18 protein-coding genes are annotated in these 24,467 nt (G+C 59.2%); 4 read left to right on the top strand and 14 right to left on the bottom strand.

Annotated elements, in window-relative coordinates; translation table 11 throughout:
- The first annotated feature begins 6 nt into the window (after positions 1 to 6).
- Positions 7 to 1,422, top strand: a complete 1,416-nt coding sequence (locus tag G6N28_RS06190) for a sugar transferase (protein ID WP_235674732.1) — start codon at positions 7 to 9, stop codon at positions 1,420 to 1,422.
- Here the strand turns inward: G6N28_RS06190 and G6N28_RS06185 are convergent.
- A complete protein-coding gene (locus tag G6N28_RS06185) occupies positions 1,345 to 2,214 on the bottom strand; it encodes a glycosyltransferase family 2 protein (RefSeq protein ID WP_197745776.1) in 870 nt (289 codons plus the stop codon). The two genes, G6N28_RS06190 and G6N28_RS06185, sit on opposite strands and share 78 nt — an antisense overlap.
- Positions 2,215 to 2,777: 563 nt before the next feature.
- Between G6N28_RS06185 and G6N28_RS06180 the strand changes: the two genes are divergently transcribed.
- A complete protein-coding gene (locus G6N28_RS06180) occupies positions 2,778 to 3,926 on the top strand; it encodes a CDP-glycerol glycerophosphotransferase family protein (RefSeq protein WP_163898197.1) in 1,149 nt (382 codons plus the stop codon).
- Positions 3,927 to 4,198: 272 nt separating this feature from the next.
- Here G6N28_RS06180 and G6N28_RS06175 read toward each other — a convergent pair whose 3' ends face one another.
- Entirely contained in the window at positions 4,199 to 5,464 is a 1,266-nt protein-coding gene (locus G6N28_RS06175; RefSeq protein ID WP_264072568.1) for a lipopolysaccharide biosynthesis protein, read from the bottom strand.
- Positions 5,465 to 7,234: 1,770 nt separating this feature from the next.
- Here G6N28_RS06175 and G6N28_RS06170 point away from each other — a divergent pair.
- On the top strand, positions 7,235 to 8,467 hold the full coding sequence (locus G6N28_RS06170) for an O-antigen ligase family protein (protein WP_163898191.1): 1,233 nt from the start codon (positions 7,235 to 7,237) through the stop codon (positions 8,465 to 8,467).
- Positions 8,468 to 8,473: 6 nt separating this feature from the next.
- Here G6N28_RS06170 and G6N28_RS06165 read toward each other — a convergent pair whose 3' ends face one another.
- From G6N28_RS06165 to G6N28_RS06110, 12 genes are all read right to left on the bottom strand, one after another.
- Positions 8,474 to 9,256, bottom strand: coding sequence for a class I SAM-dependent methyltransferase (locus G6N28_RS06165; RefSeq protein WP_163898188.1), 783 nt, complete (start codon positions 9,254 to 9,256; stop codon positions 8,474 to 8,476).
- 190 nt (positions 9,257 to 9,446) lie between these two features.
- Entirely contained in the window at positions 9,447 to 9,869 is a 423-nt protein-coding gene (locus G6N28_RS06160; RefSeq protein WP_163905880.1) for an FAD synthase family protein, read from the bottom strand.
- Positions 9,866 to 11,416: an asparagine synthetase B family protein gene (locus G6N28_RS06155; RefSeq protein WP_163898185.1), complete on the bottom strand. Its 1,551-nt coding sequence runs from the start codon at positions 11,414 to 11,416 to the stop codon at positions 9,866 to 9,868. Before G6N28_RS06155 ends, G6N28_RS06160 begins: the two co-directional genes overlap by 4 nt.
- Before the next feature lie 468 nt (positions 11,417 to 11,884).
- On the bottom strand, positions 11,885 to 13,330 hold the full coding sequence (locus G6N28_RS06150) for a tyrosine-protein kinase domain-containing protein (RefSeq protein WP_163898182.1): 1,446 nt from the start codon (positions 13,328 to 13,330) through the stop codon (positions 11,885 to 11,887).
- Positions 13,331 to 13,758: 428 nt separating this feature from the next.
- On the bottom strand, positions 13,759 to 15,477 hold the full coding sequence (locus G6N28_RS06145) for a DUF4012 domain-containing protein (protein WP_235674729.1): 1,719 nt from the start codon (positions 15,475 to 15,477) through the stop codon (positions 13,759 to 13,761).
- Positions 15,478 to 15,646: 169 nt separating this feature from the next.
- Positions 15,647 to 16,024 (bottom strand): hypothetical protein, encoded by a 378-nt coding sequence (locus G6N28_RS06140; protein WP_163898179.1) that lies wholly within the window; start codon positions 16,022 to 16,024, stop codon positions 15,647 to 15,649.
- A gap of 442 nt (positions 16,025 to 16,466) precedes the next feature.
- Complete coding sequence (locus tag G6N28_RS06135; protein ID WP_163898179.1) at positions 16,467 to 16,844, bottom strand: hypothetical protein; 378 nt, start codon at positions 16,842 to 16,844, stop codon at positions 16,467 to 16,469.
- A gap of 221 nt (positions 16,845 to 17,065) precedes the next feature.
- Positions 17,066 to 17,449 carry a hypothetical protein gene (locus G6N28_RS06130; protein ID WP_163898176.1) on the bottom strand — a complete coding sequence of 128 codons (384 nt, stop codon included), beginning with the start codon at positions 17,447 to 17,449 and terminating at the stop codon, positions 17,066 to 17,068.
- A 182-nt stretch (positions 17,450 to 17,631) separates the two neighbouring features.
- Positions 17,632 to 18,270: an LpqN/LpqT family lipoprotein gene (locus tag G6N28_RS06125; RefSeq protein WP_235674477.1), complete on the bottom strand. Its 639-nt coding sequence runs from the start codon at positions 18,268 to 18,270 to the stop codon at positions 17,632 to 17,634.
- A gap of 137 nt (positions 18,271 to 18,407) precedes the next feature.
- Positions 18,408 to 21,134, bottom strand: a complete 2,727-nt coding sequence (locus G6N28_RS06120; protein ID WP_163898170.1) for an AAA family ATPase — start codon at positions 21,132 to 21,134, stop codon at positions 18,408 to 18,410.
- 106 nt (positions 21,135 to 21,240) lie between these two features.
- A complete protein-coding gene (locus G6N28_RS06115) occupies positions 21,241 to 21,537 on the bottom strand; it encodes a hypothetical protein (protein WP_163898167.1) in 297 nt (98 codons plus the stop codon).
- A 73-nt stretch (positions 21,538 to 21,610) separates the two neighbouring features.
- Positions 21,611 to 22,558, bottom strand: coding sequence for an endonuclease/exonuclease/phosphatase family protein (locus G6N28_RS06110; protein WP_163898164.1), 948 nt, complete (start codon positions 22,556 to 22,558; stop codon positions 21,611 to 21,613).
- 115 nt (positions 22,559 to 22,673) lie between these two features.
- Here G6N28_RS06110 and G6N28_RS06105 point away from each other — a divergent pair, with 115 nt between their 5' ends.
- A complete protein-coding gene (locus tag G6N28_RS06105; RefSeq protein ID WP_163898160.1) occupies positions 22,674 to 24,239 on the top strand; it encodes a PE-PPE domain-containing protein in 1,566 nt (521 codons plus the stop codon).
- Positions 24,240 to 24,467 lie beyond the last annotated feature (228 nt).

Raw genomic sequence — 24,467 nt, 5'->3', positions numbered from 1 at the left:
AATTTCGTGTCACCACGGCAGCGAGTTGACGGTGACGTCAAGACATGTCCGGAGGCCCCCAGGTTCGGTCGTCGGCACCGGTATCTCTTGCAATTTTCCGATTTAATAACCCTGACAACCTCCGCGCTCGTCGGGGCGGTAGCTCTAAGTCAGGTCAGTCCGGAGCGGGCGGGAGATCTTGGCCTTCGAGAGATCGTTCTTGCCGTGATCTCAATGGCTGCCGCGCTACATCTGCACGGGTTGTATCGTCGACCAGCCTCCCGGTTGCGACCGAGCGGATGGTGGAGACCCATGGTCGTAGCGCGTTGCGTACCGACCGCTGCCTTGCTCACGCTCGCCGCTGGCGCCTTTTTTCTCGAAAGCGGTCGAATGACGCTAACAGCAGCGGTGGCGATGACCTTGCCCGCTGTCGCTCTAGTTCCGTTCGGCCGGCGAATGGTGGTCCGGATGTTCGACCCTACGGTCACTCGCATATTGGTGGTCGGTACCGGACCCATTAGCGAGCGACTGACGTCGAGACTGCGGCGGTGCCCAGACACCGTGGTTGTCGGACACGTAGATGACAACGTCGCCCCGGGCACACACGTGCTGGGAGGTCTTTCTGAGCTGTCTTTGGTATGTACCGCAAACAAAGTTGATCGAGTCATCGTCGCCTTTCCAAACACAAGCGATGCCATTGTGCTCGAAGCGCTGCGCCAGCTCCAGGGCCAAGTACCCGTGTCAGAGATTCCCCGCTATTTTGAATTGCATAATTGGCGCAGCGAGGCAGAAGAGCTGCACGGTCTGACTTTGATGCATTTGCCGATATTATCGCTCGCAATCAGCGAACGAATTGCGAAGCGGTGCATGGATGTAACCCTTGCAACGCTTGCCCTTGTTGCGGCTTCGCCCATCCTGCTTGTCATTGCGTTGGCTATCAAGCTGGACAGCCCAGGTCCCGTTTTCTTCCGCCAGGAGCGAGGCGGCCTCAGGGGCAAACCATTCCGGATTTTTAAGTTCCGCTCCATGACCGCAGACGCATGGCAGCGGCGCGACACAGTCGCGCAACGAAACGAAGTAGACGGACCGTTGTTTAAGATGGCGGAGGACCCACGTGTTACTCGCGTCGGTGCGTTCATCCGCAAGACGAGTCTTGATGAACTTCCTCAACTTATCAACGTGGTTCGCGGAGAAATGTCCTTGGTCGGGCCACGGCCATTACCCGTCGAGGAGTCCGCTCGTATTGACGGCGCCGCGCTGGCTCGCCTCGATGTCAAGCCGGGAATAACAGGGCTCTGGCAGGTCTGCGGCCGTAGCGACCTCACTTACGCGGACCTTCAGCATCTCGATTCCGTATACGTCCGCTCATGGTCTCTGATGTGGGACCTGCGGATCATCGCTCAAACGCCTCAGGTGGTATTCGGACGCAGCGGCGCTTACTGACGGAATCGTCGACGAAGCAGGGCTATCGAGACGACGCATCCGATTGAGATACAATCGTTTCCAGACGGCCAATACGGCGTAGCGAGCAAAACAATAGTAGCTAAAGAGCAATGGAAGCTCTTCGACGTCGCGATATAGAGTCCAGATTCCCCGTACAGCTTTAAACTTGTTGCTGGAAAGTGAATTCTTGGACCTCCGATACTGGGCCAACACTTCTGGTAAGCCGTAGTTAATATGGCCAGCTTTCAGTATTTGCAGCCAAGTAGCTACGTCCTGACGGCGCTCCAAAGGCGGCATGCGCAGCAGGTCTTTGGGCACGACATCCGTATCGATCATTATCCCCACCGTCTGCAGGAGATTATTTGTTAGATAATCAAGGTAGCCAGCTCTCGGTAACATATGAACCGACTTATTCATCCGCTTGCCGCTGTCACTTATAACCTCATACGATGTGCAAGAGAAGCCACAGCAATTTTCGATCATAAAATTAACTTGTACCTCGAGCTTACGCGGATACCAGATATCATCCGCATCGAGATATGCGATGAAGCGTCCCTTCGCTTCCTCTAGCGCTCGGGTGCGAGCAGGCCCTGCGCCTTTGCGGATTTCGTGACGAAACAGCCGGATTCTGGGCTCATTCTGCGCGACACGCTGTACTAGCTCAAAAGTATGATCTTCCGAGCAGTCATCAACTATTACTAGCTCCCAGTTATCGTAAGTCTGAGACTGCACCGAAGCGATTGCTTCCTCGACGTAGTTGCGACAGTTGAACGTAGGTGTGATCACCGACACTAATGGTTTCAATGTAGTCCATCTCCCATCGCCTTGATCCGAAGCGGGTTACCCGCTCGAAGCTTACGGCTTCGATAGCTGACGCCAGAAAGAGTCGAAGCTATGAGTGGCCATCGAATTTGTCGACTATCGAGCTTCACGTTTGAACCGCGGGAAACGGCAAACTGGTTCGCTGCTGTGGATAAACTGATTGTAACGCGAAAACGGCTTCACCGGAGCGATCGTATCGAATGTCGCCAGAATCGCTTGCGTTAGCCACCGGTCACCGTGATGTTGGATCGTTGGCAGGGGAGTGGAGGCATGATCGAATCCTCACGCGGGGTGACACACGAGACCCCAGCCTATAATGGCACGCCATCGAAGAAACCGCGGAGAGCCGGGAGCTTAAAGCGGTTCCTCTGTGCTTCGGTTAGCCCCGCCGCCTGATAATCTCGTTCGTAGTGTGATGAGAAAACCTGTCGTAGTGTGATGAGAAAACCTGGCGGATGATCGGAGCCTGAAGCTATTTGTCCTGGAAACGGAAAGTTGCACGGCTGATAAAGCACTGGGCGGTATCGCTCCTCATGTTGGTCACACCCAGGCGACCGCATATCGCCATTTTCGGATACCCCGACTCTGAGGGAAATGCGATAGAGATGGTGAGAGCTATCACCGCGCGATATCCGGGGCAGGTTTACTTCTTGGTTGCTGACCCCGAAGTGGCGAGGCGCGTCTTGCGATCCGCTAATATCGAGGGCGAAAGGTTAAACGCGATTGCGCATCGGTCACTAACAGGTCTGAGGGCATTTGTAACGGCCGAAGTTGCGATGTTCACGCACGGAGTCTATGGATGTCCGCGGCGCGTGCCACGGAAGACCTTGGTCAATCTGTGGCACGGAGATCCGCTGAAGGCCGGAGTCTTGACAGACTCGCGGGGTCGACCGCTGGTACATTCAGATTTTCTTATCGCTGGAACCAAGAAGATTGGGTTAATCATGGCCGAGAGGTGTCGCCTTCCCGACGATGGATTGCTCGTTACCGGCTGTCCGCGGATCGACCAATTCGGCCAAGGCAATCGGAGTCAAGCTCTGCCACTCGGAATTGACCCTAGCCGACCATTCGTGATCTGGATGCCCACATTTCGCCGTAGTGTTCGGTTAGCCGATTCTAATGGAGGCTATGCCGATATGTCTGCGGCCATTCAAGATACTAATGATCTCGCACAAATGACGATCGCCGGTCTATCTCGCGCAGGAATTCAGACCGTCGTTAAACCGCACCCAAGCGATGCTGATAGCCATCACATCCCTGGGGCAATCACAGTCACAAACGACGATCTGCTGTCAGCGGGCCTGCTTCTATACCAATTGATAGGCCTATCCAGTGGCTTGTTAACTGACTATTCAAGCGTGTGGATTGACTATCTGTCACTGGATCGACCGATCGCTTTCATCGTGCCGGATGAAGAAGCGTACAGCTCGAATCGGGGCTTTGACCCGCCTGATGCAATGAGCTGGTTACCTGGCCCTCGGATCAGGAATGCACGGGATGTTGAGCTCTATGTTTCCGACGTGCAGTCGAGCGGCAAGCTTTCACAGGCGAAGCGCCTTGAAGTTGCCGACCACCTCGGACTCGCAGCTGCCGACGGCGCCGTCGCTGCGCGAATCTTCGAAGAGCTATGTGCTCGAGGCGTAGTGGATAGACATAGCGCGCGGAACGTTTCGCAGCCCTAACGCAGGACCATGAAGGTCGTTGCGCGCGAAATTAAACGCCAAACCAACGGACCCCCATTCGTGATGCGCTCGGCTGGGAAAGTCAATCTGCGCGGGCACCCCGAACGCGGGCAAGCTGATGGCTGTTGTGAGCCGAATGGGCTTGAGTGGGATAAGGTCGGGCTTCCGCGCCAAGTGCGTGACCACAATTGGATGTCCGCTCCCGGCGCGCTCGCGGGTGTTCAGACAATTTCAGTTCGGCGGCAGGGAATAAGGATTTCAGGAGTTAACCGTTACCGATATTTTCGCGACAAATAAACAAACATGCGCTGTACATCTTTCCGGCGGGGAAGCAGCAAGTCACGAATATTGATGCCAAAATTCGTGCGGCAGGCGATCACATAACCAAAGAACAGTACGAACTGCCCGACAACCATTGCGATGGCACCGCCATTGATACCCATCGTAGGTACCATGACCATCGCGAGGACTGTATTCACCACGAGGCTGAAGATGATGATCGGAGTTCCGAAATGGGGGGCTCCGCTGCCGGAAAGGGTTGGATAAATTACCCGGGTCGCGGCCGTCGGGCCAAAGCTAAGGGCAAGTATCTGTAAAGCTGGGACCGCTGCGGCGTAATCTGAGCCGACCAATGCCGTTATAACTAAGGGCGCAGCAAGTGCTACGACTCCACCAAGTACGAAAAACAGCCACAACATCCAAGAAGCAATTTTGGCATTACGGGTGAAGGTCCCGGAATGCTTATTCTGGCGAGCTGCGTTTGAGAATAAAACCATACCTACGACGGTGGCCGCCTCGAGTATGGTCTCGTTGACGCGAGCGGCTGCATAAAATGTTCCTGCGGCTGCTGCGTCTGAATAGTGCTCGATGACGAACATTGATAAGCGCGCGCTCAGCGCAACCAGCGACGCATTGACCGCACTAATAAGTCCATACCGTACGGTTACACTGAATCGGCGGAATCGTGTCGCAATTTTGTCAGTATCTTGCAATACAACATACACACTGTAGACCGCGGCTACGGCTGTGCCTCCGCTGAACGCCCACAGTGCGACTTGCAGGTCTATGACGATAAAAGCGGCACATAGGATTACAACCGCCATCAACACCAGGCGAGGAATGGTTTCGCTTATCGTATAAGCGCGAATATCGCCGCGTCCTAAGAAAATACCTTGACAAAACATCAGAAGCAGCAAGGTGCTTACGCCTAGCATGATCATGGCGGCAGCCTCAGGCGGTGAAAAGCGCGGCAATTCTCGGCCGTATAGGAGATACACAACAGCTGTAGTAGCAGCGGCTAACGGCAACCAAACGGCGAGTGCGGTGCCTGCGGCTTCACCTGATGATCGGTAGTGCTGACCGATTTCGTAGGCGAAGGCTTGACGTAACCCCAGGCTTCCTAGCATGCCGGCAATGCCGATCGTGGTCGTAATTATTCCGAACCATCCAAATTCGGCCGGTGACATGAGACGAGCTAGAAATAGAAACGCAACAAATTGGGCTAGGCGCAGTATGCCTCGGCCGAAAAGGGCGGTGATGATATGTCGTACGATCTCGTTCAGGAGCCGCTCCTTGTGGTCACGTGATCGACTTCGAACTAAAATCTAAGTTGAGGTCTTGATCACGCAGAAAATTGCAAGCACGTTAACGCACATTTATTTGCTTTCTAAACGCATTAGCCGCGAATACCGCGAGTCGTCTGTTTCCTGGCTTGGACGCGGCGTACGTAGCGATATCACAGGGCTGCGCACGGCGTCGTCCGAGACGTTAGTGCAGAGAATTTGGAGCCAGCAATGTACGAGCGCTTGCCCCTGGCGTGGCTCGAGTTGAAGATGGAAAATCCGAGCAGTAAGGCCGTTGAAGCACTGTTTGATCCTCGCAACCGTCCTGGGCAGGGTGTGGGAATCCATACCGGTGCTATCGGGCAGTATCGACCTAGGGCCGATCATCAACAGAGCCATGGAGCTGAGGCCCCGGTCGCGCCGCGACGGGTGAATGTGTCGAGGTTCGCATCCTCAGTGGCGTAGCCAGGCTCGCGCAGTTTGGGCAGCGATCGCATCATTCCCGCCTTCTTTCAAGTTTTCTGGCCACAGCCCGGTTCCCGCGAGTCGGAGCTGCGGCCACCAGTCTGCAGGAAAGTTTGCGACTTGCCGGATGGTTAGACCCGTTGCGAGTGCTGCGAAGTGCAGCCAAAAATCGTCCGCACGAGGACATATGTCCATGAACGAATCACCTCGCGCGCGCAGTGCAGACAGCAGACTAGACGGATATGCCACTCCGGAGACCCCAGTAGCAAACACTCGGTCGGACGGCTTGTCCGTCGTGCATGCGGGCCAACTCGCGTATGGTCCGTCCGTACGTAAGCGCGCCCGGTATGCGGTTACTTCGCCATCTCGATGCGCAGCAAGCAGGTTTTCAAGCCAGCGGCGCGGATAGTACATGTCATCGTCGGCAGTGACTAAAGTACGAGTTGGTTCGCCTTCCAGGAGGTATGGATAGTACTTCTTGTGAGGTCCGAAGTCGTCGCATTGCTTGATTTCGAGCCCCCGCCGTCTCAATCGGCGCAGTGGGGCAGGCGGATTCGCGACGATCGACGGATCTTCGATCCAGAGGATAATTCGGCGTGGCCGCACGGTCCCGCGTCCGATGGATTCCACAGTGCTCCAAACCGATCGCACGCGGTTCCCGTAGGTTGTTAATGACACGTCGACATCGCAGTCGCCCGTCACCCGGCGCAGCGAGAACAGGTTGATTCCGCGCAACCAAAGTACATAGAAGCCGACTTGTACAGCGACTACACCACGCTTGACCAATCCGACACGGCCGCCCCGACGGAACCTACCCGTGTTGCCGATCCAGGTGTTTGTTCTAAGCATCCTAAAACCCTGCTATGGAGCTGTGAGGGACCTAGCGTGGTAGCCGTTGGCAAAGGTCGCAGGTCCGCGGCGCGTGTCGCACCCAAGTGCTCGTTGGCTGGCATTGCCGTAGCTGGCTGGCAATCGCATGTAACCCGCGGCTCCCTGTTGCCGGCCACCACGTGTCCCACCCGATGGATTCAGAGATCAACCCCCAAATGGTACTTACGCGGCATACTGCCTGAAGAGTGAAAGCAGCAAAGAGCCTGAAGTCATGACCTTAACACCTTATAGTGGACCGAACCTTATATACTCACGCCGACGGAGTGGCATGCCTCACATGTTACGGTGCCTCGCCCAATGACGGGTCAGGGCCGCAATCAGGGATCGAATCGACTGCGGGAGGATGTGCGACCTAAGGCGAGCGAATTAAAGAAGCGCAACCCTCATTCCTTGGACAACTCGCAGCATCTCACTTCCCTCGAGAAGCGCTACTCTCGAGTAGCCGCCGTGGTCGCGCCGTTAGCATTGCTCGTTATCTCATACCCAGCTGTTGCGGCGACGCTCAGCGATTCCCGCGGATGGCTTCTGGTAGCTTTCACCGCGACCCTCACACCGATATTGCTTGCGCGGATCGACCAAATAATCTGGCCGACCACATTCGTATTGGTATTCGTTGGTCTGTATGCACTGAGTGCTGCGTTTACATATAATCGTAGCCGAGGCCTGGAGCATACTGTAGCCGTTGCATCAACCGCTACAGTCCTTTTAGCGTTCGTAATGTATGGCGCGGCATTTTTGTCATTCACCTGGTTCAGGGTTTTGCTATTTACACTCGTGACCGTCGATCTATTGGCTATCGCGGTCGCGGAATTACCCAAGAATGCCACAGCCAGTGCAATGGTTTACGCATCTGCAGTCGCTCTCGTTTGTATTCTTCGGCGCGCTGACACTTCACCAAGAACTGCGTGGGCGGTTGCCCTAGCATTCTTTGCGTTCAGTGGTTCGCTAGCACTTATATATAATGTCCGTTCCCTCATTGTCTACTCAGCACTTTTCTTAATAGCTTTCGTTTGTTCGATGAAACTGCGCAGTCGCACCTATATGTTTATCGGGATCTTCGCGTCTGTCGCGACCATCGGTGCCACACTCTGGTTCTTTTTGAACATAAACACTTCCCCGCTAGCAGCAAGCTTATCTGCGAAAATAATGGAGTTATCCGGCCACCGGGCAAACTCGGGTCGGGACTTTCTTTGGCCCTATATATTGCGCGCCGCCAAAGAAAACCCACTCTTTGGATTAGGCGCAGCTGCCTTACCGAGAGACTTCCTCACCACCCAACTTTCTGCCCATAACTACTATCTCCAGGTATATCTGCAGGTCGGTATTTTAGGCCTGAGCGTTCTACTTGTATTCCTGCTTTACCTCTGGGGCATCCTCTCCCGAGCTAACACAGCAGCAGGTCGCTTCGGTTCCGCGCTGTTTCTGATGTTCGTCATTCACAACGGCACCGAAGTGCTAATGTTTCAGAATGCGACGCTCGTGAGCGTACCTGCGTGGTGTGCAATCGGTATAGCAATATCAATAGAAAGAAATGTGACGCGGTCGGAGCGTAATGACGTCCGACGCGACCTGAGCCGCAACGATTCTGGAACCATGCGGCAAGCTCTCAATTCAAAAGCGTAACTTCATTCACCCGGCCCGTTGGCGCGTGAGGGCAAGCCGCGCTTTGTGGAGAGCTCTCGACAGATAGTCGCGTGAACTGTAGGAAAGCTCATAACTGACTCTCTTTGTACTTAGTGGGGCATCAGTCTTCTGAGCCCAAGCCCACCCAGAATCTTCTTGTATCCGGAAATTACTGTAGTCAGGATGTTGCATGACAAGAAGGTTGAAAATCTGCCTGATATGGGGCGTCGTCCGCTCAGAGTCTGATAAATCTCGGTGCACGATACCATCGGTTGCATCTCTCGTTCGATCCGCACTGGCATAGCTCCAGTAATAATCATCGAAAATTATCCAACCCCCCGGCTTAAGAAGCTTGTCAACAAGGAAGAATGCACTGCTATCTATCGTCCAGTTCTTCGGACCATCAATAATGCAGAGATCGAAAATCGGTTCGCAGATATTGAGATCATTTTCTGAGCGTTGAGCGATAAGCTTCTGAAGATACCAGTTATATCCCGTTCGCTCGCGGTGGATCTCCACGTATTGTGGTAAACCCACCCTCTGGAGAAGCTCCTCGATGCTCGGCTTTTGCCACTCCCGCGCCGATTCAATATCCACCGAAACTAATCGACCGCCCCCCAGCTCATCGAGAGCTGCAGCCATGAAGCAACTCGCGACACCGTGAGCGAACCCCAGCTCCAGGCAGTCTTTCAGATTTTGTCCGATAATAAAGCTATAGAGCGCCTCAGCGTTGACTCTATCGATGAATGGAATGCCTTTGACCAGGCGCTCGACCTCACTAAACTTCATATCGTCAACTCCCTTTCGTGGCCGGCTAGTTTAAGGGCTACTACACCGAAGCAATATTTGGCCGACTCGCGTTGCCCCGGTACCTGCGCCCACACTCTGGCTTGTGGCGTGGGGGAGTAACGGCTATTTGTCCGGCGGCACATATAGGTCTGCCTTTTGTCGTCGTAAACATCCGCGGGAATCAGCGGAACTATTCTTGAGCGGCACGTAGAGACGTGAGTGTCTCATTAATGAGAGTGCTGCTAACGCCACGCGTGTACGGGAGATAGACGATATCGCAACCCAAGGTTTGCAGGTCTGCCTCCATTTCCTGCCATCGTTCGGTTTTGTACCAGTCGTCACCTACGAATAAACGGTTGGCATTCAACTTGTTGACAGCCTCGACTTTGTCAATCGACAGTTGTGGGATGGCGACGTCGACATATCGGCACGCGCGCACGACCTCGATTCGCTCCATGAAGGGTATTACTGGATTTTTGCCCTTGTATGAGACCAATTCGTCGACTGTGACCCCCACAATCAACTTGTCGCATAGGGACCGCGCGTTGCGGAGAAGGTTGACATGTCCGATATGAAATAAGTCGAAAACTCCAGTGGTGTATCCGATTATCATGCGATCAGCCTCATATTCTCCTGGCGCCACACTTTGTAGTTTGAGATGCGGTCCTCGGTTTTCCCATAACCAAAGATGGATCCAACGTCGATCGGGAAGCCGACCTTCGGTTCGAAGGCGAATTTGTCACCGTAGCATTTGGCCGCCAACTCCCGTAGTGGGCGTTTACCAATTTTATTGATGAATAACTGACTCGGTTTGATGCGCATCGCGAGTTTGAACATCTCGTAATGTGCGAACGGCTCACGCCCTTCAACTCCCGCATACATTAGAGCAAAGTCTAGTCTCCGAAATAGCACGGGCAGATGCTTCTTTAAGAAGAACTGACGGACGGATTCGAAAGGGCTGATGCCGGGCAAGCTTCTAAAGAAGTGTTCGAAATCAGCCCGGATGTCTTCCGCGATTGATCTTTCGTCAGCATAACTGTATAGATTTAGGAAGGTGTCTATGCAGAAACGTTCAGCATTTGCAGCCCAATAGAAGATTCTATCGTAGCCTCCGAAGAACTCGTCAGCTGCTTCACCGGAAAGTAACACACGGCCACCATTCTTCTGCCAGCGTTCGGCTAGAAATGACAGAATTACCTCGTTTGGAACGGATAACGGCTCTTTCCTTAGCTGAATCATTTCGCTGAAGCGCGTGCGGAATTTCTGGCGACTTACGTCCACAATGTGTACTGCGCCGCTCCCCAGGGATTCGGCATATTCTACGTCGTAATCATTCTCAGTACCTCCGGTGAAGCATTGAAACTTCCTGTGGGAATATGCGCGAATTAGATTACTATCAATACCGCCGCTTAATAGAAGTCCGACAGGGACGTCTGAAACTAACCTAGACCTCACAGCGGATTGCAAGGTCTCACTTAGGGCATCTTGTACGTCGTTAGCGGGCAGATAATCGTCGGTGACGTGGTCGAGGGTGTCAAAATATGGGCCGTTTACCAAACATGTCCCTGGAACGACTTCGGCTACGCCGTCGAAATATGAGCTTGTAAAGATCGGTGCGCGGAAAGCCTTATATTCTGCGAGCGCACGTTGACTGTGGGGAAGATTATATAGATCTGACAGCACCGAAGCTTCACTAGAAATTGCCAGGTTGTTTTGCGACTTGACGTACACCAACGGTTTGACCCCAAACCGATCTCGGGCACAATGAGTCATCTTGCCATTCGAGTCGAGGTAGATGAAAGCGAAGAACCCCTCAAGCGCATTGAGATCAAATCCGGGCAGCTCTAAGAGGTTTGCCAGTATATCGGTGTCTGAGCCGGAATTAGTAAGTCCATATTGTTTAGCGAGCGTGGCAAAATTGAGTATTTCGCCGTTAAACAGCAGCGCGCCGCCAGATTTCGTGATGTATGGCTGCGAAAATTCAGGCGTCGGCGCAATGATTGACAGACGAGCATGGTATAAAAGCCACCCTTTGTGCTCGATGACAGGTGACTGCCAATCGGGCCCGCGAAAGGCGAGCCTAGCGCGCAGAATTTCTGGAAGCCGATTGCGAGTACTGAGGTCGTTAGTGGCGAATAGGCCGCACATGAAAAGCTCCAACTTGGTTCATCTACGGAGTTATATGCCTGGGTGCCGGGAGGCGAGTTCGGAAGGTGGTCGCGTTACCTCACCGGGCAGCGTGCGAGGTAAACCGAGCACGGGCGTGCACGGATGGCTGTCGCTGCGGTTGTCGTAACACGGCCGGCGTAGCCGGAAAATCAGGCGGAGGCTTGACGCGGGGACTGCTCGCCCGCGAGGATCCGACACGAATGCGAACCTGAAACACTGATGTATCCGCTTGAGTGCGATCGATGGATGATCCCAACCAACTTTAGTTGCTAGCTCCAACGCATATGTTGCCGCGCCATGGACTGCTTTGTCAGCGTTCTGTGCGGTGCTTCCACCGAACCGCTGGCTGCAGACCGGATGGTCCCGTTGAGTCCTAAGACAACTCATTACGAGTCGATGCCGGGGTCGCGCAGATCGTGAACGGTATCGAGAACTCATTCGCGGCGGACCAGAACTCATTTATGCTCGAGGCCCCACTGAACCAAGGCGGCGATGCTCTGAGAGGTTGCGACGGAAACGACCGAAAATGCCACTCTTTTCGGAAGCGGATTGGGTTGTTGTTTCCCCGTAGTAGCGGTAACTGTAGCTTGAGGCGCCGCGAGTAGGCGTCATTGTGAATACAGCGCCAAGTAATGGAGCACCTACATCTCGAAGACTTCCGACTGCGTGCGCTAGTTGGTCACGTTTCGTATGCGCGTGACGTGCCATGATAAGTACGCCGTCAGCGCTGGCCGCAAGAATCGCAGCATCTGTGACCGCAAGTAGCGGGGAAGAATCGATGATGACATAGTCGAATCGACCGCGAAGCTCGTCTAAGACTTTCTTAGCTGTCTCTGACCCGAGTAATTCGCTCGGATTAGGCGGCAGCACGCCTGAGGCCAGCGCAGTCAGTCGGGGAAAGCGTGTTTTTTGGAGCGATTCCTCAAGGTCAGTTTGGCCTGCTAGTACTGAACTAAAGCCAACCGTTCCGACCAAGTCCAGATATTTGTGTATCCTCGGTCGCCGCAGATCGCCTTCGACGAGGACGACTTCGTTTTCGGCTTCTGCTAATGCTAGTGCGATGTTGATCGCGGTAGTCGATTTGCCTTCACTGGGCATCGAGCTGGTAACAACGATTACACGCGGCGGATTATCCACCGCTAGGAACTGCAAATTGGTGCGAAGCTTCCGCAAGGCTTCGGCCATCAGTGAGTTGTCGCTCTCGAAGGAGATCGCAGGCGTCTTTCGGCGTTCCTTATCAAGCGGAATACTCCCGACTAAGCCCACACCGGTCACTTCTTCAAGATTTTCTCGATCTTTAATGGTGTTGTCCAGTACATCACGTAGTACTGCAAGGCCAACCCCTAACAGCAAGCCGAGCAAAAGGCCGATTGCTAGATTCCGAGTCGTCTTGGGAGTTACCGGATCATCTGGGATTGAGGCCCGTTGTTCTACGACGACACGGGCGTTCGGCATGGTTCCGTCCGGCGGGGTCTCCAATTCGCGTACCATAACGACGAACTCGTCGGAGAGTGCGTCGGCGATATCACGCGCACGGACGGGCGATTCGTCCAGAACAGACACATTTATTAGTACTGTGTCGAGTTTTGAACTGGCCTTGACGTTGTCTTGGAGTTCCTCGGCCGCCATGTCGAGGTCGAGCTTGTCAATTGTTCGCTGCGCCAGGGTTTCTCCCTTGAGAAGCTCGGTATAGGAAATCACGCGTTCCTGTGAGAATCGATTTCCCTGATACGTGTCGGCTAGCGTTGCCCCTGATGAGGTCGACACGAAGAGCCTCGTCGACGCCTCATAGAGCGGAGTCGTTAGCAGATTAACTGCCACAGCCCCCACTACTGCGACGACGACGGTGGCAAAGATGATGAGCCAACGAGTGCGCAGCAGTTTCACGAAGTCTTGGATCGTCAACGCTGGCCCCTCATTAGCTTGGTCTTAATACTATGCATCGATAGCCCAATCCGGACACTCGGACTACGACGATCCGGCAGTGACGTCGTTGTTTAGCTGGTCGAAAGCTGGTTGATTTCCGCGCCTCGTTGCCGCACCCATCGGCAAAGTACTCGATCTCCCGCCTCGCGGGCGGGTTGTGGTTTCCACCGAGTACGCCGACCACCGGATTGGCATAGGGTGTCGCACTGAAGGTGAGGCGACATCGCGATGCGACAGGTGGCCGTGGTGCCCCGCGAGCAGATCAAACTGAAGATACTGCCGACGGATTGTCCAGCCAGGGAAGAATTCGATTAGCGATCGCCGTTTTTCGAACGCTCTGGTCAGCGGCACGAGGTCCGGTCGGAATAGAGCATCGAGGAGAGGGTGCTTGGCAGCCATTTTAAAGCTCATGCCTCACAGTCCGGAACGGAGATCACCGGCGTGACTTCATCCACAAGCGGCTGGATCGGCACGCGAGGTTCACCAGCGGTCGTTGGTTCCTCGAGAAGGAACTTCAGTTCGACAGAGTCTCCTTTGGGTACCGCGATCTGCGCTTCGAACACGGGGTGCCCGCGATCCACGCCCGTGAATATCGGCACCTTTTGCCCATTGGCGACCGCACCCACCAAGTCGGCTCCCTGAGTCGCGACAAGTGAAACCGACGCGACATTCGTGCCGGCAGGCGGCTTGTTTGCGATGTTTTCAAGGCCAGCGAAGCCAGCGACGTAATCAGGAAGCGGGCCGTCGGGTGCCTCGTTCGACAGATTCACCGTGACCGTGGTTTTCCGGGTTTCCCCTTCGCACCCGTCTGCAGCGTACTCAATCTGCCGCGTCAAGTAGTAATCCATCTTGTTACCGCCCAGGTTGTTGACCACAACCTGGGCATACGGCGCAGGATCGTCGGGAATCACATGCGCCAGCGGGGTCTCTTCGAGGAGTGCCTGTTCCTCCGGAGACGCGCTCCACACCGCGATACGGCCTTCGCTGGCCGCCTTGCCGAGAGCTTCGAGCAGTTTGCGCGGCGACTTGACCTCGCCAGTCGCTTTGGTCACCACCTCGCTGGCAATGTCTTGGAGATACTGCTTGCGGGCCACCTGATCCGTGGGAAACCGACTGTAGGCAGTGGATTCGGTTAATTCGACAACGTTGTCCTGTGTGATCCGCTCACCGTCCGGCATCGTCACCGGCCCGACCGCGCCCAAAATGTAGCTTAAGGCCACCGGATCGATGGCGATCACGCCATCGACCGTCATCCCTGACTGTTCAGCCCACATCGACCGCCAGATCTGGGCCGCGTACGGGAAGTGTGCGCTGAAGTTGCTGTTCCGGAAGTCGGTGAACGGGTTGGCGAACCCGTACTGTTGCGCGAACTCCGGGCCAAGGTTCAGCGACGAGGATGCGCCATGCAGTTCCGTGTTCGGCCCGAGGTTGTCGACGGTTGGCTTGCCATTGTCGAAGCGCAAAACGCCAAAGCCGCCGAGCAATCCGCCAGTCCCGCGAGCCTCGGCGTTGGTCTGAAACGCCATGAAGTAACTGCGCGGTCCGTCCGCACCCATCATCGGGGGAGCGAGCTTCGCGGCCAGATCCGTGTACCTGAGTAGCCCGGTGACGTTGGCTGACTGCTCCTGGAGTTGAGTGCGTGCATCGGCGAGCGCCGAAAAGTACGTGGGCTCGCCGATCGCGTTGGCCTGGTCCTCCAGCTCTGCTGCTGCCGCGGAGATCTCGTTCAGCTTCGGAGCCGAATCGCGAAGCAACTGGACGTCAACCCGCCCGCCTTCGAGAAGCCGGTCCGGCGACAGCGCCTCCGCGACGTCCGCCGATGGTTGCATGACGTCCACCGCCAAGGCCTGCACGACATCGGCGATCTGTTGACCTGTCTTCAACGGGCTTCCCAACCACGGGATGGCCGCTGAGATGTTCCACGGTAGTGAATGCGTTGCGTTCCTTGCCTTGTTGGCGTGCCCTTCGGCTTTGTCGACCCACTGTGACGTGGCGTCGGAGTCCCCTTTGAGTAAGGACTCACGCGCTTCGCGCACGGCTTGCCGCGCCTGCTCCAGATTCGATTTTGCTTGAACCGCTTCGTACGCAAGCCAGGAACCGAAGGCCAGGACAACGAGCAGCACCAGACCAGCGACTATCGCGCCACGTCGGTTGAAAATGTTCAACCGACGGCGATGTACGTCACCGTTATCCGATTCTGGGTTATCGTCGTCGAAGTCGTTCGACCCACGCCTGAATGGGTTCCGCGGGTAGTTGGGCACTCAGATTGTTTCCGAAACTGTGGTGTGGATGTCCTTAGCAGCCGTGGCCGATGCCGACGAAGCCGCCGCCGTAGGGCGAGAGGTGCAGGGCGCCGCCGAGCACGCAGGCTTCGAAGTTGAGCCGGAAGAAGTTCGGGAAGGTGATCCCGAGCAGTGGCTGGAAGTTCGGGTTGGCCGCGCCGATCCAGAGGTACTGGTTCTGGAACTGCGAGCCCGAGCCGTTGGCGGCGGCGACGCAGTCCTCGGCGGCCGGGTTGCAGGCTTCGACCGCTGCCGCGGAGAACGAGCCCAAGCCGGTGGGTGCCGGCACCGCGGGGCTGGCGTGGCTGACGGCCACCGGCGCGAACGCGGCAGCGGCGGCGACGGCAGCGCCGGCAGTAGCGATACGAACCTTGTTGGAAACGGTATGCATTGGGTTCCCCCCTCTTGAGAATTAGCTGAAGCTTGTCAGATACCAGTGCGCTCTGTCAACAGAAACTCACGCATTGGTAAATGCATTCTTCCTCGGCGGTGGCGCCAGAAGACGCACATGCCATGCAGATTGGGCATCCGTACTGGTCCGAAAGGTTAGGGGCGGCTGACCAATGGGGCCGGCCCGGCGAGTGCGGAGGTGCATTCGGCATGGATGTAGCTGGGGAACGGGCAGTCGAAGTCTTTGCAGCGTTCCGCGCCTGCGGGTCAGAGGAACGTAGCGGAAGCATTACCGTCGCCAGAAACACGAAAACCTCCGAAGTGAGGGGCACGTACCTTTACGGTGTGCCCCCTTCACTCGGAGGTCTTCGTTATGTCACCCAACCCGTCCCGTCCCCGACGGCTAGCGTTGGTGACGGACGAGTGGTGGCGTTGAGGGTTCCTTAGCAGCCGTGGCCGATGCCGACGAAGCCGCCGCCGTAGGGCGAGAGGTGCAGGGCGCCGCCGAGCACGCAGGCTTCGAAGTTGAGCCGGAAGAAGTTCGGGAAGGTGATCCCGAGCAGTGGCTGGAAGTTCGGGTTGGCCGCGCCGATCCAGAGGTACTGGTTCTGGAACTGCGAGCCCGAGCCGTTGGCGGCGGCGACGCAGTCCTCGGCGGCCGGGTTGCAGGCTTCGACCGCTGCCGCGGAGAACGAGCCCAAGCCGGTGGGTGCCGGCACCGCGGGGCTGGCGTGGCTGACGGCCACCGGCGCGAACGCGGCAGCGGCGGCGACGGCAGCGCCGGCAGTAGCGATACGAACCTTGTTGGAAACGGTATGCATTGGGTTCCCCCCTCTTGAGAATTAGCTGAAGCTTGTCAGATACCAGTGCGCTCTGTCAACAGAAACCCGCGTATTGGTCATCCTTTCTTTTCCCAGAGGCCAGTCCCAGAAGACCCGCAGGGCATACAAATTGGCCAACCTAACTGTTTTCACGGTGTGTCAGAGGTCGATCACAGCAATCGAGCCCCCGATTTGGGGGCTCGATCAAGTTGCCGTACCTACTAGCAGCCGTGGCCGATGCCGACGAACCCGCCGCCGTAGGGCGAGAGGTGCAGGGCGCCGCCGAGCACGCAGGCTTCGAAGTTGAGCCGGAAGAAGTTCGGGAAGGTGATCCCGAGCAGTGGCTGGAAGTTCGGGTTGGCCGCACCGATCCAGAGGTACTGGTTCTGGTACCGCGAGCCCGAGCCGTTGGCGGCGGCGACGCAGTCCTCGGCGGCCGGGTTGCAGGCTTCGACCGCTGCCGCGGAGAACGAGCCCAAGCCGGTGGGTGCCGGCACTGCCGGGGTGGCGTGGCTGACGGCCACCGGCGCGAAAGCGGCAGCGGCGGCAACAGCAGCGCCAGCAGTGGCGATACGAACCTTGTTGGAAACGGCCGAAACAGGCATTTACTCCCCCAGTACTCTCCCCAAAGGTTTTTACCGTCTGCAAGCATTACAGGCCTTGACGTCGCTGTCAATATTTGCGGCGAGATGTGTCGTTCGCTCGGGATTGCGAAACCTCTACTGGCCAGTGCGAACCCAGGGCGATCAGGCATTGCTCACGACGCCGTCGACGCGGCAACCGCTGATCAGGGCGCGATGTTGGCCCGCAGCGCGATATCCGCTGTCGCGGTGGTGAGCTGCTGCACCAGCTCCGGCTGCCCGGGGCTCTCGACGTTGAGCTGCACGACGTACAGACCGTCGTCGACCGGCATCACCGCGGTCATCTGACCGACGGCGCGCAACACGTCATCCTTCATGTAGGCACCGCCGATCTGAGTCGCATCGAGCGGGCCCAGCTGCGTGGGGCTACCGGTCGTCGGGCCGTCATAATCTGGCAGTCTCTGAATCTCGGCGGGCGCGTACTCGAGGATCTTCGCCGGGTCGACATCTCCGGTGAGCTTGACGACGTAGGCGATGATCGACGGCTGGCCCGGCACGGTCGGATCCCCGTAGACAAAGGCGTCGTAGGCATCTGCCGGCGCGCGGTTGCCTGCGCTCTGCCAGCCCGGCGGAATGGGTAGCTCGACCGTGGGTGCGCCGGGATCGCCGCGGTGGACCGGGGTTTCGACGATGTTGTTCTGTTGGATGTATTCCGCGACTGTCATCTCGGGTGCGGGTTGACTGGTCGTTTCGGTCGTCGTCTCCGTGGGCGACGTGGTTGTCGTGGCTTCGGTATCGGTGTCCGATCCGCAGCCGGTCAGCCCAATGCCGAGTGCAACAGCCACGATGGCAACGCTTGCCCCGAACGACGACGATTTCATCAAGCCCCCTGTCGGTCAGAATTTCGCAACAGCCTACGACAGCAAACCACTGCCGCAGCCAGATTACTCAGACATCCGCAGCGGCCCCGTGCGGCTCCGTATCAGCGGTCGGCCATGAGCCGGCCAAGCTCGGCGCGGGATTTGATGCCGAGCTTGCGGTAGATACGGGCGAGGTTGGCTTCGACGGTCTTCGGGCTGACGAACAACGCCGCGGCGACTTCCCGCGTCGTCATCCCCGTTGCCGCCAACTCGGCGACTCGTCGCTCCGACGGCGTCAACCCCGACTCGTCCCTACCGGACACTTTGTCGCGGTCCAGTTCGGCGCGGGCGCGGTCAACCCAGATCAGGGCCCCCAAGCCCTCGAAGATCTGCAGCGCCTCGGACGCCGTCGCGCGCGCCATGTCCTTCCTGCGGCTACGACGTTGCAGCTGGCTCAGCAGCAGCAGCGCGCGGGCGCGCTCAAACGGCATCGGTAATCGGTCATGGTGCGCCAGGGCCTCTTGTGCCTTGCGGATTGCCCCCTTGACGTCGCCCTGGGCCGCCAGCGACCAGCTTCGACACCTCGCGCCTATGGCCAACATCCACGGCCGGTCCAGCAGTCGGCCGTTGTTCTCGAGCGCATCGATCATCGGTTCTGCCTCGGCGTGGCGGTCCAGTGCGATCAGCGATCTGACCGCGTCGGGCACGTACGCCGCGTTGATGATCTCGGTGCCGGGCACGAAGGGGAAGCGATCCATCAGCGGTTGCAGAATCTGTGCCGCGTCTCGGTAATTGCGAAGTGAGGCCTCCAAGAAGCCCAAGCCGATCGACGCCCAGTCCGCCAGGTGCGGTGCACCGCACTTTTGCGCGAGAGCTATTGCGGCATTTGCAGTTTCGCGAGTCTCCGCGATCATTCCGACGTGTGCGGTGACGACCGATTGCACCGCCTTGGCGACGACGCACAGCTGATCGCCGCCGAGCTGCTCGGCCCGCTCCACGGTCTCCTCGGCCACCCGCGCGGCTTCGGCGTAGCGGCCTCGCCACACCTCGTTGAGCGCTATCGCCACGCCGACGAACGTCAGGTCAGTCTGGCGCAGCTCGGCCAACTGTTCACTGGCCTCGGTCAATCGGCCCGTCCACGCCAACAGCAACCCGCTGTTGCCGCTGGCACGGAACGCGATCGGTGCCTCGCTGTCGGAGCGCTCCAACGCCAGCGCACGCCGAAGACTGGGCAGGTCGACGCCGCGGCCGCACATGCAGGCGATGGCGGTCCGCAGCGCCAGTGCCTGGCTGGTCAGGTCCGGGTCGTCGACGTCGGCCGCGTGGGTGACGGCGCGTTCGGCGTTGTGCAGGGCCGGCGCGAACTCGCCCGCGTTGAGTCGCGCGTACGACAGCAACAGCAGCGTGCGAACCCGTACCTCGCCGCAGCAGTCGGCGGTGTCGAGTGCCTGCTCGAGCAGCGCGACCGCTTCTTCGAAGCGGCTCTGGTGAATCCGCATGGTGGCCAATAGGTTCAACACCGCCGTCCGGTGCGGGCCCGCGGGCTTCTGCGCCATCAGCGTGTCGAGCATGTCCTGGGCACGCTCCAGATCGCCGGCGTGCAGATAGTGCTCGGCGCCACGAATTCGGCGCAGCGGGGTGTCACCGCCCAACCCGATCGCCAACTCGACCAACTCGGCTGCGGCAGCGGGTGCGCCGCGCGCGCGGGCGGCTTCAGCGGCTTCGTCGAGTGCGTCGAGGGTCGCGTCGTCCGCGCTCGACGCCGCCAGCGCCATGTGCCGGGCTCGCGCCTCGGGCAGCGTCGCCACCTCCGCGAGCCGCCGGTGCATGGCCCTTCGCGCGCGTCGGGTGGCGTCGTTGTACACGGTCCGCGCCAACAGCGGATGGCTGAACTGCACCGCGTCGCCGTCAACCTCGACAATGCCCTTGGCCGTTGCCTCGTCGAGCAGTTCGCGGGTGCGTTTCGCGTCGGTGCGGGTGACCTCGGCGAGCAACTCGACCGTCGGAGCCGCGGCGGACGCGGCGGCCAGCAGGAGTTCCTGCGCGTCGTCGTCGAGGCGGCCGATCCTCAGCCGCATCACCTCGGCCAGCGTGGCGGGCAGCGCGGACACGGAGCTGCCCGATTCGATGGCGCCCGCCAATTCCAAAGCGTAGAAGGGGTTTCCGCCGGAGATCTCGGCGATGCGCACCAACGTCGGACGTGCAATCGACCGCCCGAGACGTGCGGTGATCAGCGCGCGCAACGCGCCCAGGCTCAGCGGTCCGACGTGGTGTCGCACGATGCCGTCGGGACTGGCCAGCTCCAACCAGTCCGACGTCGCCGGGTCACCGTCGTGCTCGTGGCGTTCGGTGAGCAACATCCCGATCGGACCCGAGAACCGGCGGGCCGCGGACGCGAGCACGGCCTGGCTCGACGGATCGAGCCACTGCACGTCGTCGATGGCCACCAGCACGGGTGCGTCACGTGACGCCTGCTCGACGACCGACACCAGCGCCGCGGTGATCACGCGTTGGTCCGTTGCGGGGCCGGTGCCGCTGGCGCGCAGCAGCACGTGGTCGACGGCGTGGCGTTGCACCTCCGGCAGCGCGTCGAGAATGGCCGGCTCCACTTCGCTGAGCAGATCGGCGACAGCGGCGTAGGTGAGTGTGGTCTCCTGCGGGCCGACCCGGGCCGAGAACACCCGAAAACCCCGCGTTCGGGCGTCGTCCACCCCGGTGAGCCATATCGTGGTCTTGCCGACCCCCGCCTCGCCTTCCAGGACGAGCGCTGCCGGGCGCGCGGCGGCGGATTGCAGGAACTGCGCCACCACCCGATGTTCAGCCGGCCGCTCGATCACGCCGGAAGCCATTACCACCTCTCCCCGACAGCAAACCGAGACTATAACGGCGTCGGTCGCCGGCGGGGTCAACTGTCAATCAGCGTGGGTCGCCCGGGCGGAGGCGTCTATGGCAACGTTACGAACGTTGCTCACGGATGCGGGTGCCCACGCGGGTGGACAGCCGTTGATGCGGGGCGCCTGCCGCGTTGCAGATCCTCGAGACGATCTCCGGGGACTCGCTGGAGAACACGCCGTAGACCACCTCGTCGGAGGGAACGGAAAGCGTGACCAGAAGCCGCGCGGGCGTGCCTTCGTTGGAGACGGTCGCGGCGGCGGCGTCGATCCGGGCCACCATGTCGTCGACGGACTCTTCGGTCACCTCGGGGAGATACCACTCCGCGAGATAGCACGGGGATTCGTCTCCCGCCTCCATAACCGTGCACAGTAGCGGTCGGCAGCCGAAATGGAATCGGGGGTTTCCCTATCTTTCCGTTCCGATCGAAAATCTACTTCCGCGACAGCACCACGCTTGCCAGCAACGCTCGATGATCAGTGTCGTTGATTCCCAACGTGCGCACCGAGATTGCCGTGCAGTCGCGGGTGAGGATGTGGTCGACCGCCCATACCGGAGGTATGCCGATGTCGGCGGGGTGTGTCGGGACCAGGCCGGCACCGGCTTGTTCTGCGGCGTCGCGGTAGCCGTCGCTGATCAGGCTCCGGAACTCCCGCATGTCGGCGGTGCTGTTGAGGTCGCCGGCCACGATCACCGCGCCCGGTGCCGCGGCGAGGCGTTGCAGGGTGGCTTTGAGGTGGGCAATGTCGTTGCGCCAACCCTCGATCGGTTCGGGCCAGGGCGCCGACAGGTGCGTGGTGACGACGGTCGTCTCGGTGCCGGTGTCGGGGATGCGCACCCGCGCGGTGAGGAATCCGAGCCGGAAGCCGTCGACGGGTGAGCTCGACGCGATCGGATACCGGCTCCAGATGCCGACGCCGGCTGGGCCCTCCCGCGGCAGCAATGCTTGATAAGGGAAATGTTCGTTCAGACCCGCTGCCGTGATGCGGCGTGTTGCCTCGGGCGTAAGTTCTTGTACCGCAAGGATATCGGCGTGTGTGCGGGCCATGTCGACGACGGAGGCCGCGTCGGCTTCCCCGTAGCGCAGGTTGGCCGACGCGACCCGCACGGTGACGCCGTCGGGCGCGTCGTCGGCGATGTACAGCGGCGCCTGTACCGTGACCGCCGCCGCGGTGAGCGCCACGGCGAGCGCGGCCATCAGCCAATGGCGCAGCGCCGCGAAGACGATCAGCGCGATCGGCGCGCCCACCATGAGGTAGGGCGCCGACGCCGCCGTCGCCGCCAGCGGCCGGTGGACGGTCGGCACGAACCGCACCGCCAGCGCGGCCGCCGCCGCCACCGTCGCCACCACGCCCAGCGTGGCCCACAGCCGTCGACCCATGTGTGACTGTCTACCTGAGCTCGATGTGCGCTTGAGGACGGCCAGGCAAACTTTGCTGGAGCAACTTTGTCGTGTTCTCCCACCACGGACCGGTGCGTTGTGTGATATTCGACATATGCGTAAGGCCGGTCGAGCTATCTTCCTCGTTTTTCTGGGTGCGCTGAGCACTGCCGTCTTCGGTGTCGTCACGGCCGTGATGGCGGCCCTGAGCCTGGCGGCCAGCACCGTGTTGATCGTGCCGGGCACGGGCACGCCCAACGCGAACGTGGTCGAGGACTACATGCCCCACTTCTACGACCGCTACATCGGGGGCACCGATCAGGCGCTGCCCGCCGAGTGCGTGGCCGAAACGGACTGCACCCTGGCCGGGGTCAACTATCCCGCGTCGTTCTTTCCGTTGTTCTTCTTCTCCGGGTGGTGCGTGCCCGGCCGGTGCAACACGTGGAACGATTCGGTCGGCACCGGCGTCACCAACCTCAACACCGCGCTGATCGACGTGTTGGTGAACACCGACGATGACGTCATCCTCGCCGGCTACTCGCAAGGCGGTGCCGTCGTCTCCAACGAGTTGCGCAACCTCGCCAGCCTCAGCCCGGAACTCAAGGAACGGCTGTCGGTGTTCGTGATCGGCAACGCCTACAACCCCGACGGCGGCATCTTCACCCGGCTGGGGTTCTTGCCGACGATTCCGTTCCTCGACATCACGTTCGGTCCGTCGATGCCGACCGATCTCGGGTTCGAGATCACGACCACCGGCTTCGAGTTCGATCCGGTGATCTATGCGCCGCGGTACTGGCTCAACCCGTTCGCGATGATCAACGCGTTCGCGGCGTTTCAGGGCGTGCACGGCAGGTATCTGACGCCGACCGGGAATTCGTCCAACCCGATCGCCTACGGCTACACCGAGGAAGAGCTCGCCGAGATCCTGTCGGGGCCCTGCCCGGGGCCGAACTGCCGTGTCGACTCGCAGGGCAACCGGTACTTCATGATCCCGGCCAAGAGCCTGCCGATCATCGACATGGTGATGCAGATCGTGCCCGCGCCGTTGCAGCCGTTCTTCGAGCCGATCGTCGAGCTCGTTTCGCCCGTGCTGCGGGTGCTGATCAAACTCGGCTACGACTGGAGCGGGGACCCGGGGGAGACGCGGTGGGCGGTGCCGCTGCCGTTCAACCCGTTCCAGAACTGGCTGGCGGTGGGCACCGAGCTGGTCGAGGCGGTTGGTGAAGGCATCCAGAACGCCTTCGGCATCGGAGCGGCGACGATGGTCGCGCCGCCCGCCGAGGGCGGGGAGGCCAAGGTGGCACTGGCCGGAGACGACGTCGTCGTCGAAGACGAAGTCGTCGCGGAGGACTCCACAGAGGACGTGGCAGAGGACACCGCAGAGGACTCCGCAGAAGACGTCGCCGAGGATTCCGCCACCGACGAGGAGACCTCGGAGACCTCGGAGGCCTCGGAGACCGAGGGCACCGAGTCCGAGGACGGCACCGACGTCATCGAGGTCGAGGACCTGGACGCCATCGAGGACGAGGACCTCGGCACCGAGAGCGAGGACGTCGAGTCCCAGGACGTCGACGCCGACTTGGGCGACGGTGACCAGGGCGACGAGGGCGAGGCCGACGCCGATGCCGACGCCGGTGACTCCGACGACTCCGACGGCGACACCGGGCAGGCCGCGGCCTGAGCGTTCGCCCCTAGTTACTGCTTTGCCAAGCTCTGAGCGAAAGATTCGCTCACGTGCTACACCGCGTCGAAGTTGAGCGAAAGATTCGCTCATAGCTTGGCACTTGCGACATCTACCCCGCAGAGCCGACGCGTCTGACGAAGGCGGCGAGGGCTCGCCCAGCCCCCGCGAACCCCCTCAGCATCCGAAATTTACGGACGCGCTATGTTTCTTGTGTTGCGGATGATC

It is taken from the genome of Mycolicibacterium pulveris, assembly GCF_010725725.1.
Lineage (GTDB): Bacteria > Actinomycetota > Actinomycetes > Mycobacteriales > Mycobacteriaceae > Mycobacterium > Mycobacterium pulveris.
The sequence above is the reverse complement of the archived record's forward strand: the minus strand, read 5'-3'. Positions and strand labels throughout refer to the sequence as shown.

Excerpts from the sequence above, each read along its gene's own strand:
- G6N28_RS06160 (WP_163905880.1), bottom strand. The coding sequence starts at position 9,869 with ATGATAATCGGATACACCACTGGAGTTTTCGACTTATTTCATATCGGA.
- G6N28_RS06110 (WP_163898164.1), bottom strand. The coding sequence starts at position 22,558 with ATGGGTCGACGGCTGTGGGCCACGCTGGGCGTGGTGGCGACGGTGGCG.
- G6N28_RS06105 (WP_163898160.1), top strand. The coding sequence starts at position 22,674 with ATGCGTAAGGCCGGTCGAGCTATCTTCCTCGTTTTTCTGGGTGCGCTG.
- G6N28_RS06180 (WP_163898197.1), top strand. The coding sequence starts at position 2,778 with ATGTTGGTCACACCCAGGCGACCGCATATCGCCATTTTCGGATACCCC.
- G6N28_RS06140 (WP_163898179.1), bottom strand. The coding sequence starts at position 16,024 with ATGCATACCGTTTCCAACAAGGTTCGTATCGCTACTGCCGGCGCTGCC.
- G6N28_RS06135 (WP_163898179.1), bottom strand. The coding sequence starts at position 16,844 with ATGCATACCGTTTCCAACAAGGTTCGTATCGCTACTGCCGGCGCTGCC.
- G6N28_RS06120 (WP_163898170.1), bottom strand. The coding sequence starts at position 21,134 with ATGGCTTCCGGCGTGATCGAGCGGCCGGCTGAACATCGGGTGGTGGCG.
- G6N28_RS06130 (WP_163898176.1), bottom strand. The coding sequence starts at position 17,449 with ATGCCTGTTTCGGCCGTTTCCAACAAGGTTCGTATCGCCACTGCTGGC.
- G6N28_RS06165 (WP_163898188.1), bottom strand. The coding sequence starts at position 9,256 with ATGAAGTTTAGTGAGGTCGAGCGCCTGGTCAAAGGCATTCCATTCATC.
- G6N28_RS06115 (WP_163898167.1), bottom strand. The coding sequence starts at position 21,537 with ATGGAGGCGGGAGACGAATCCCCGTGCTATCTCGCGGAGTGGTATCTC.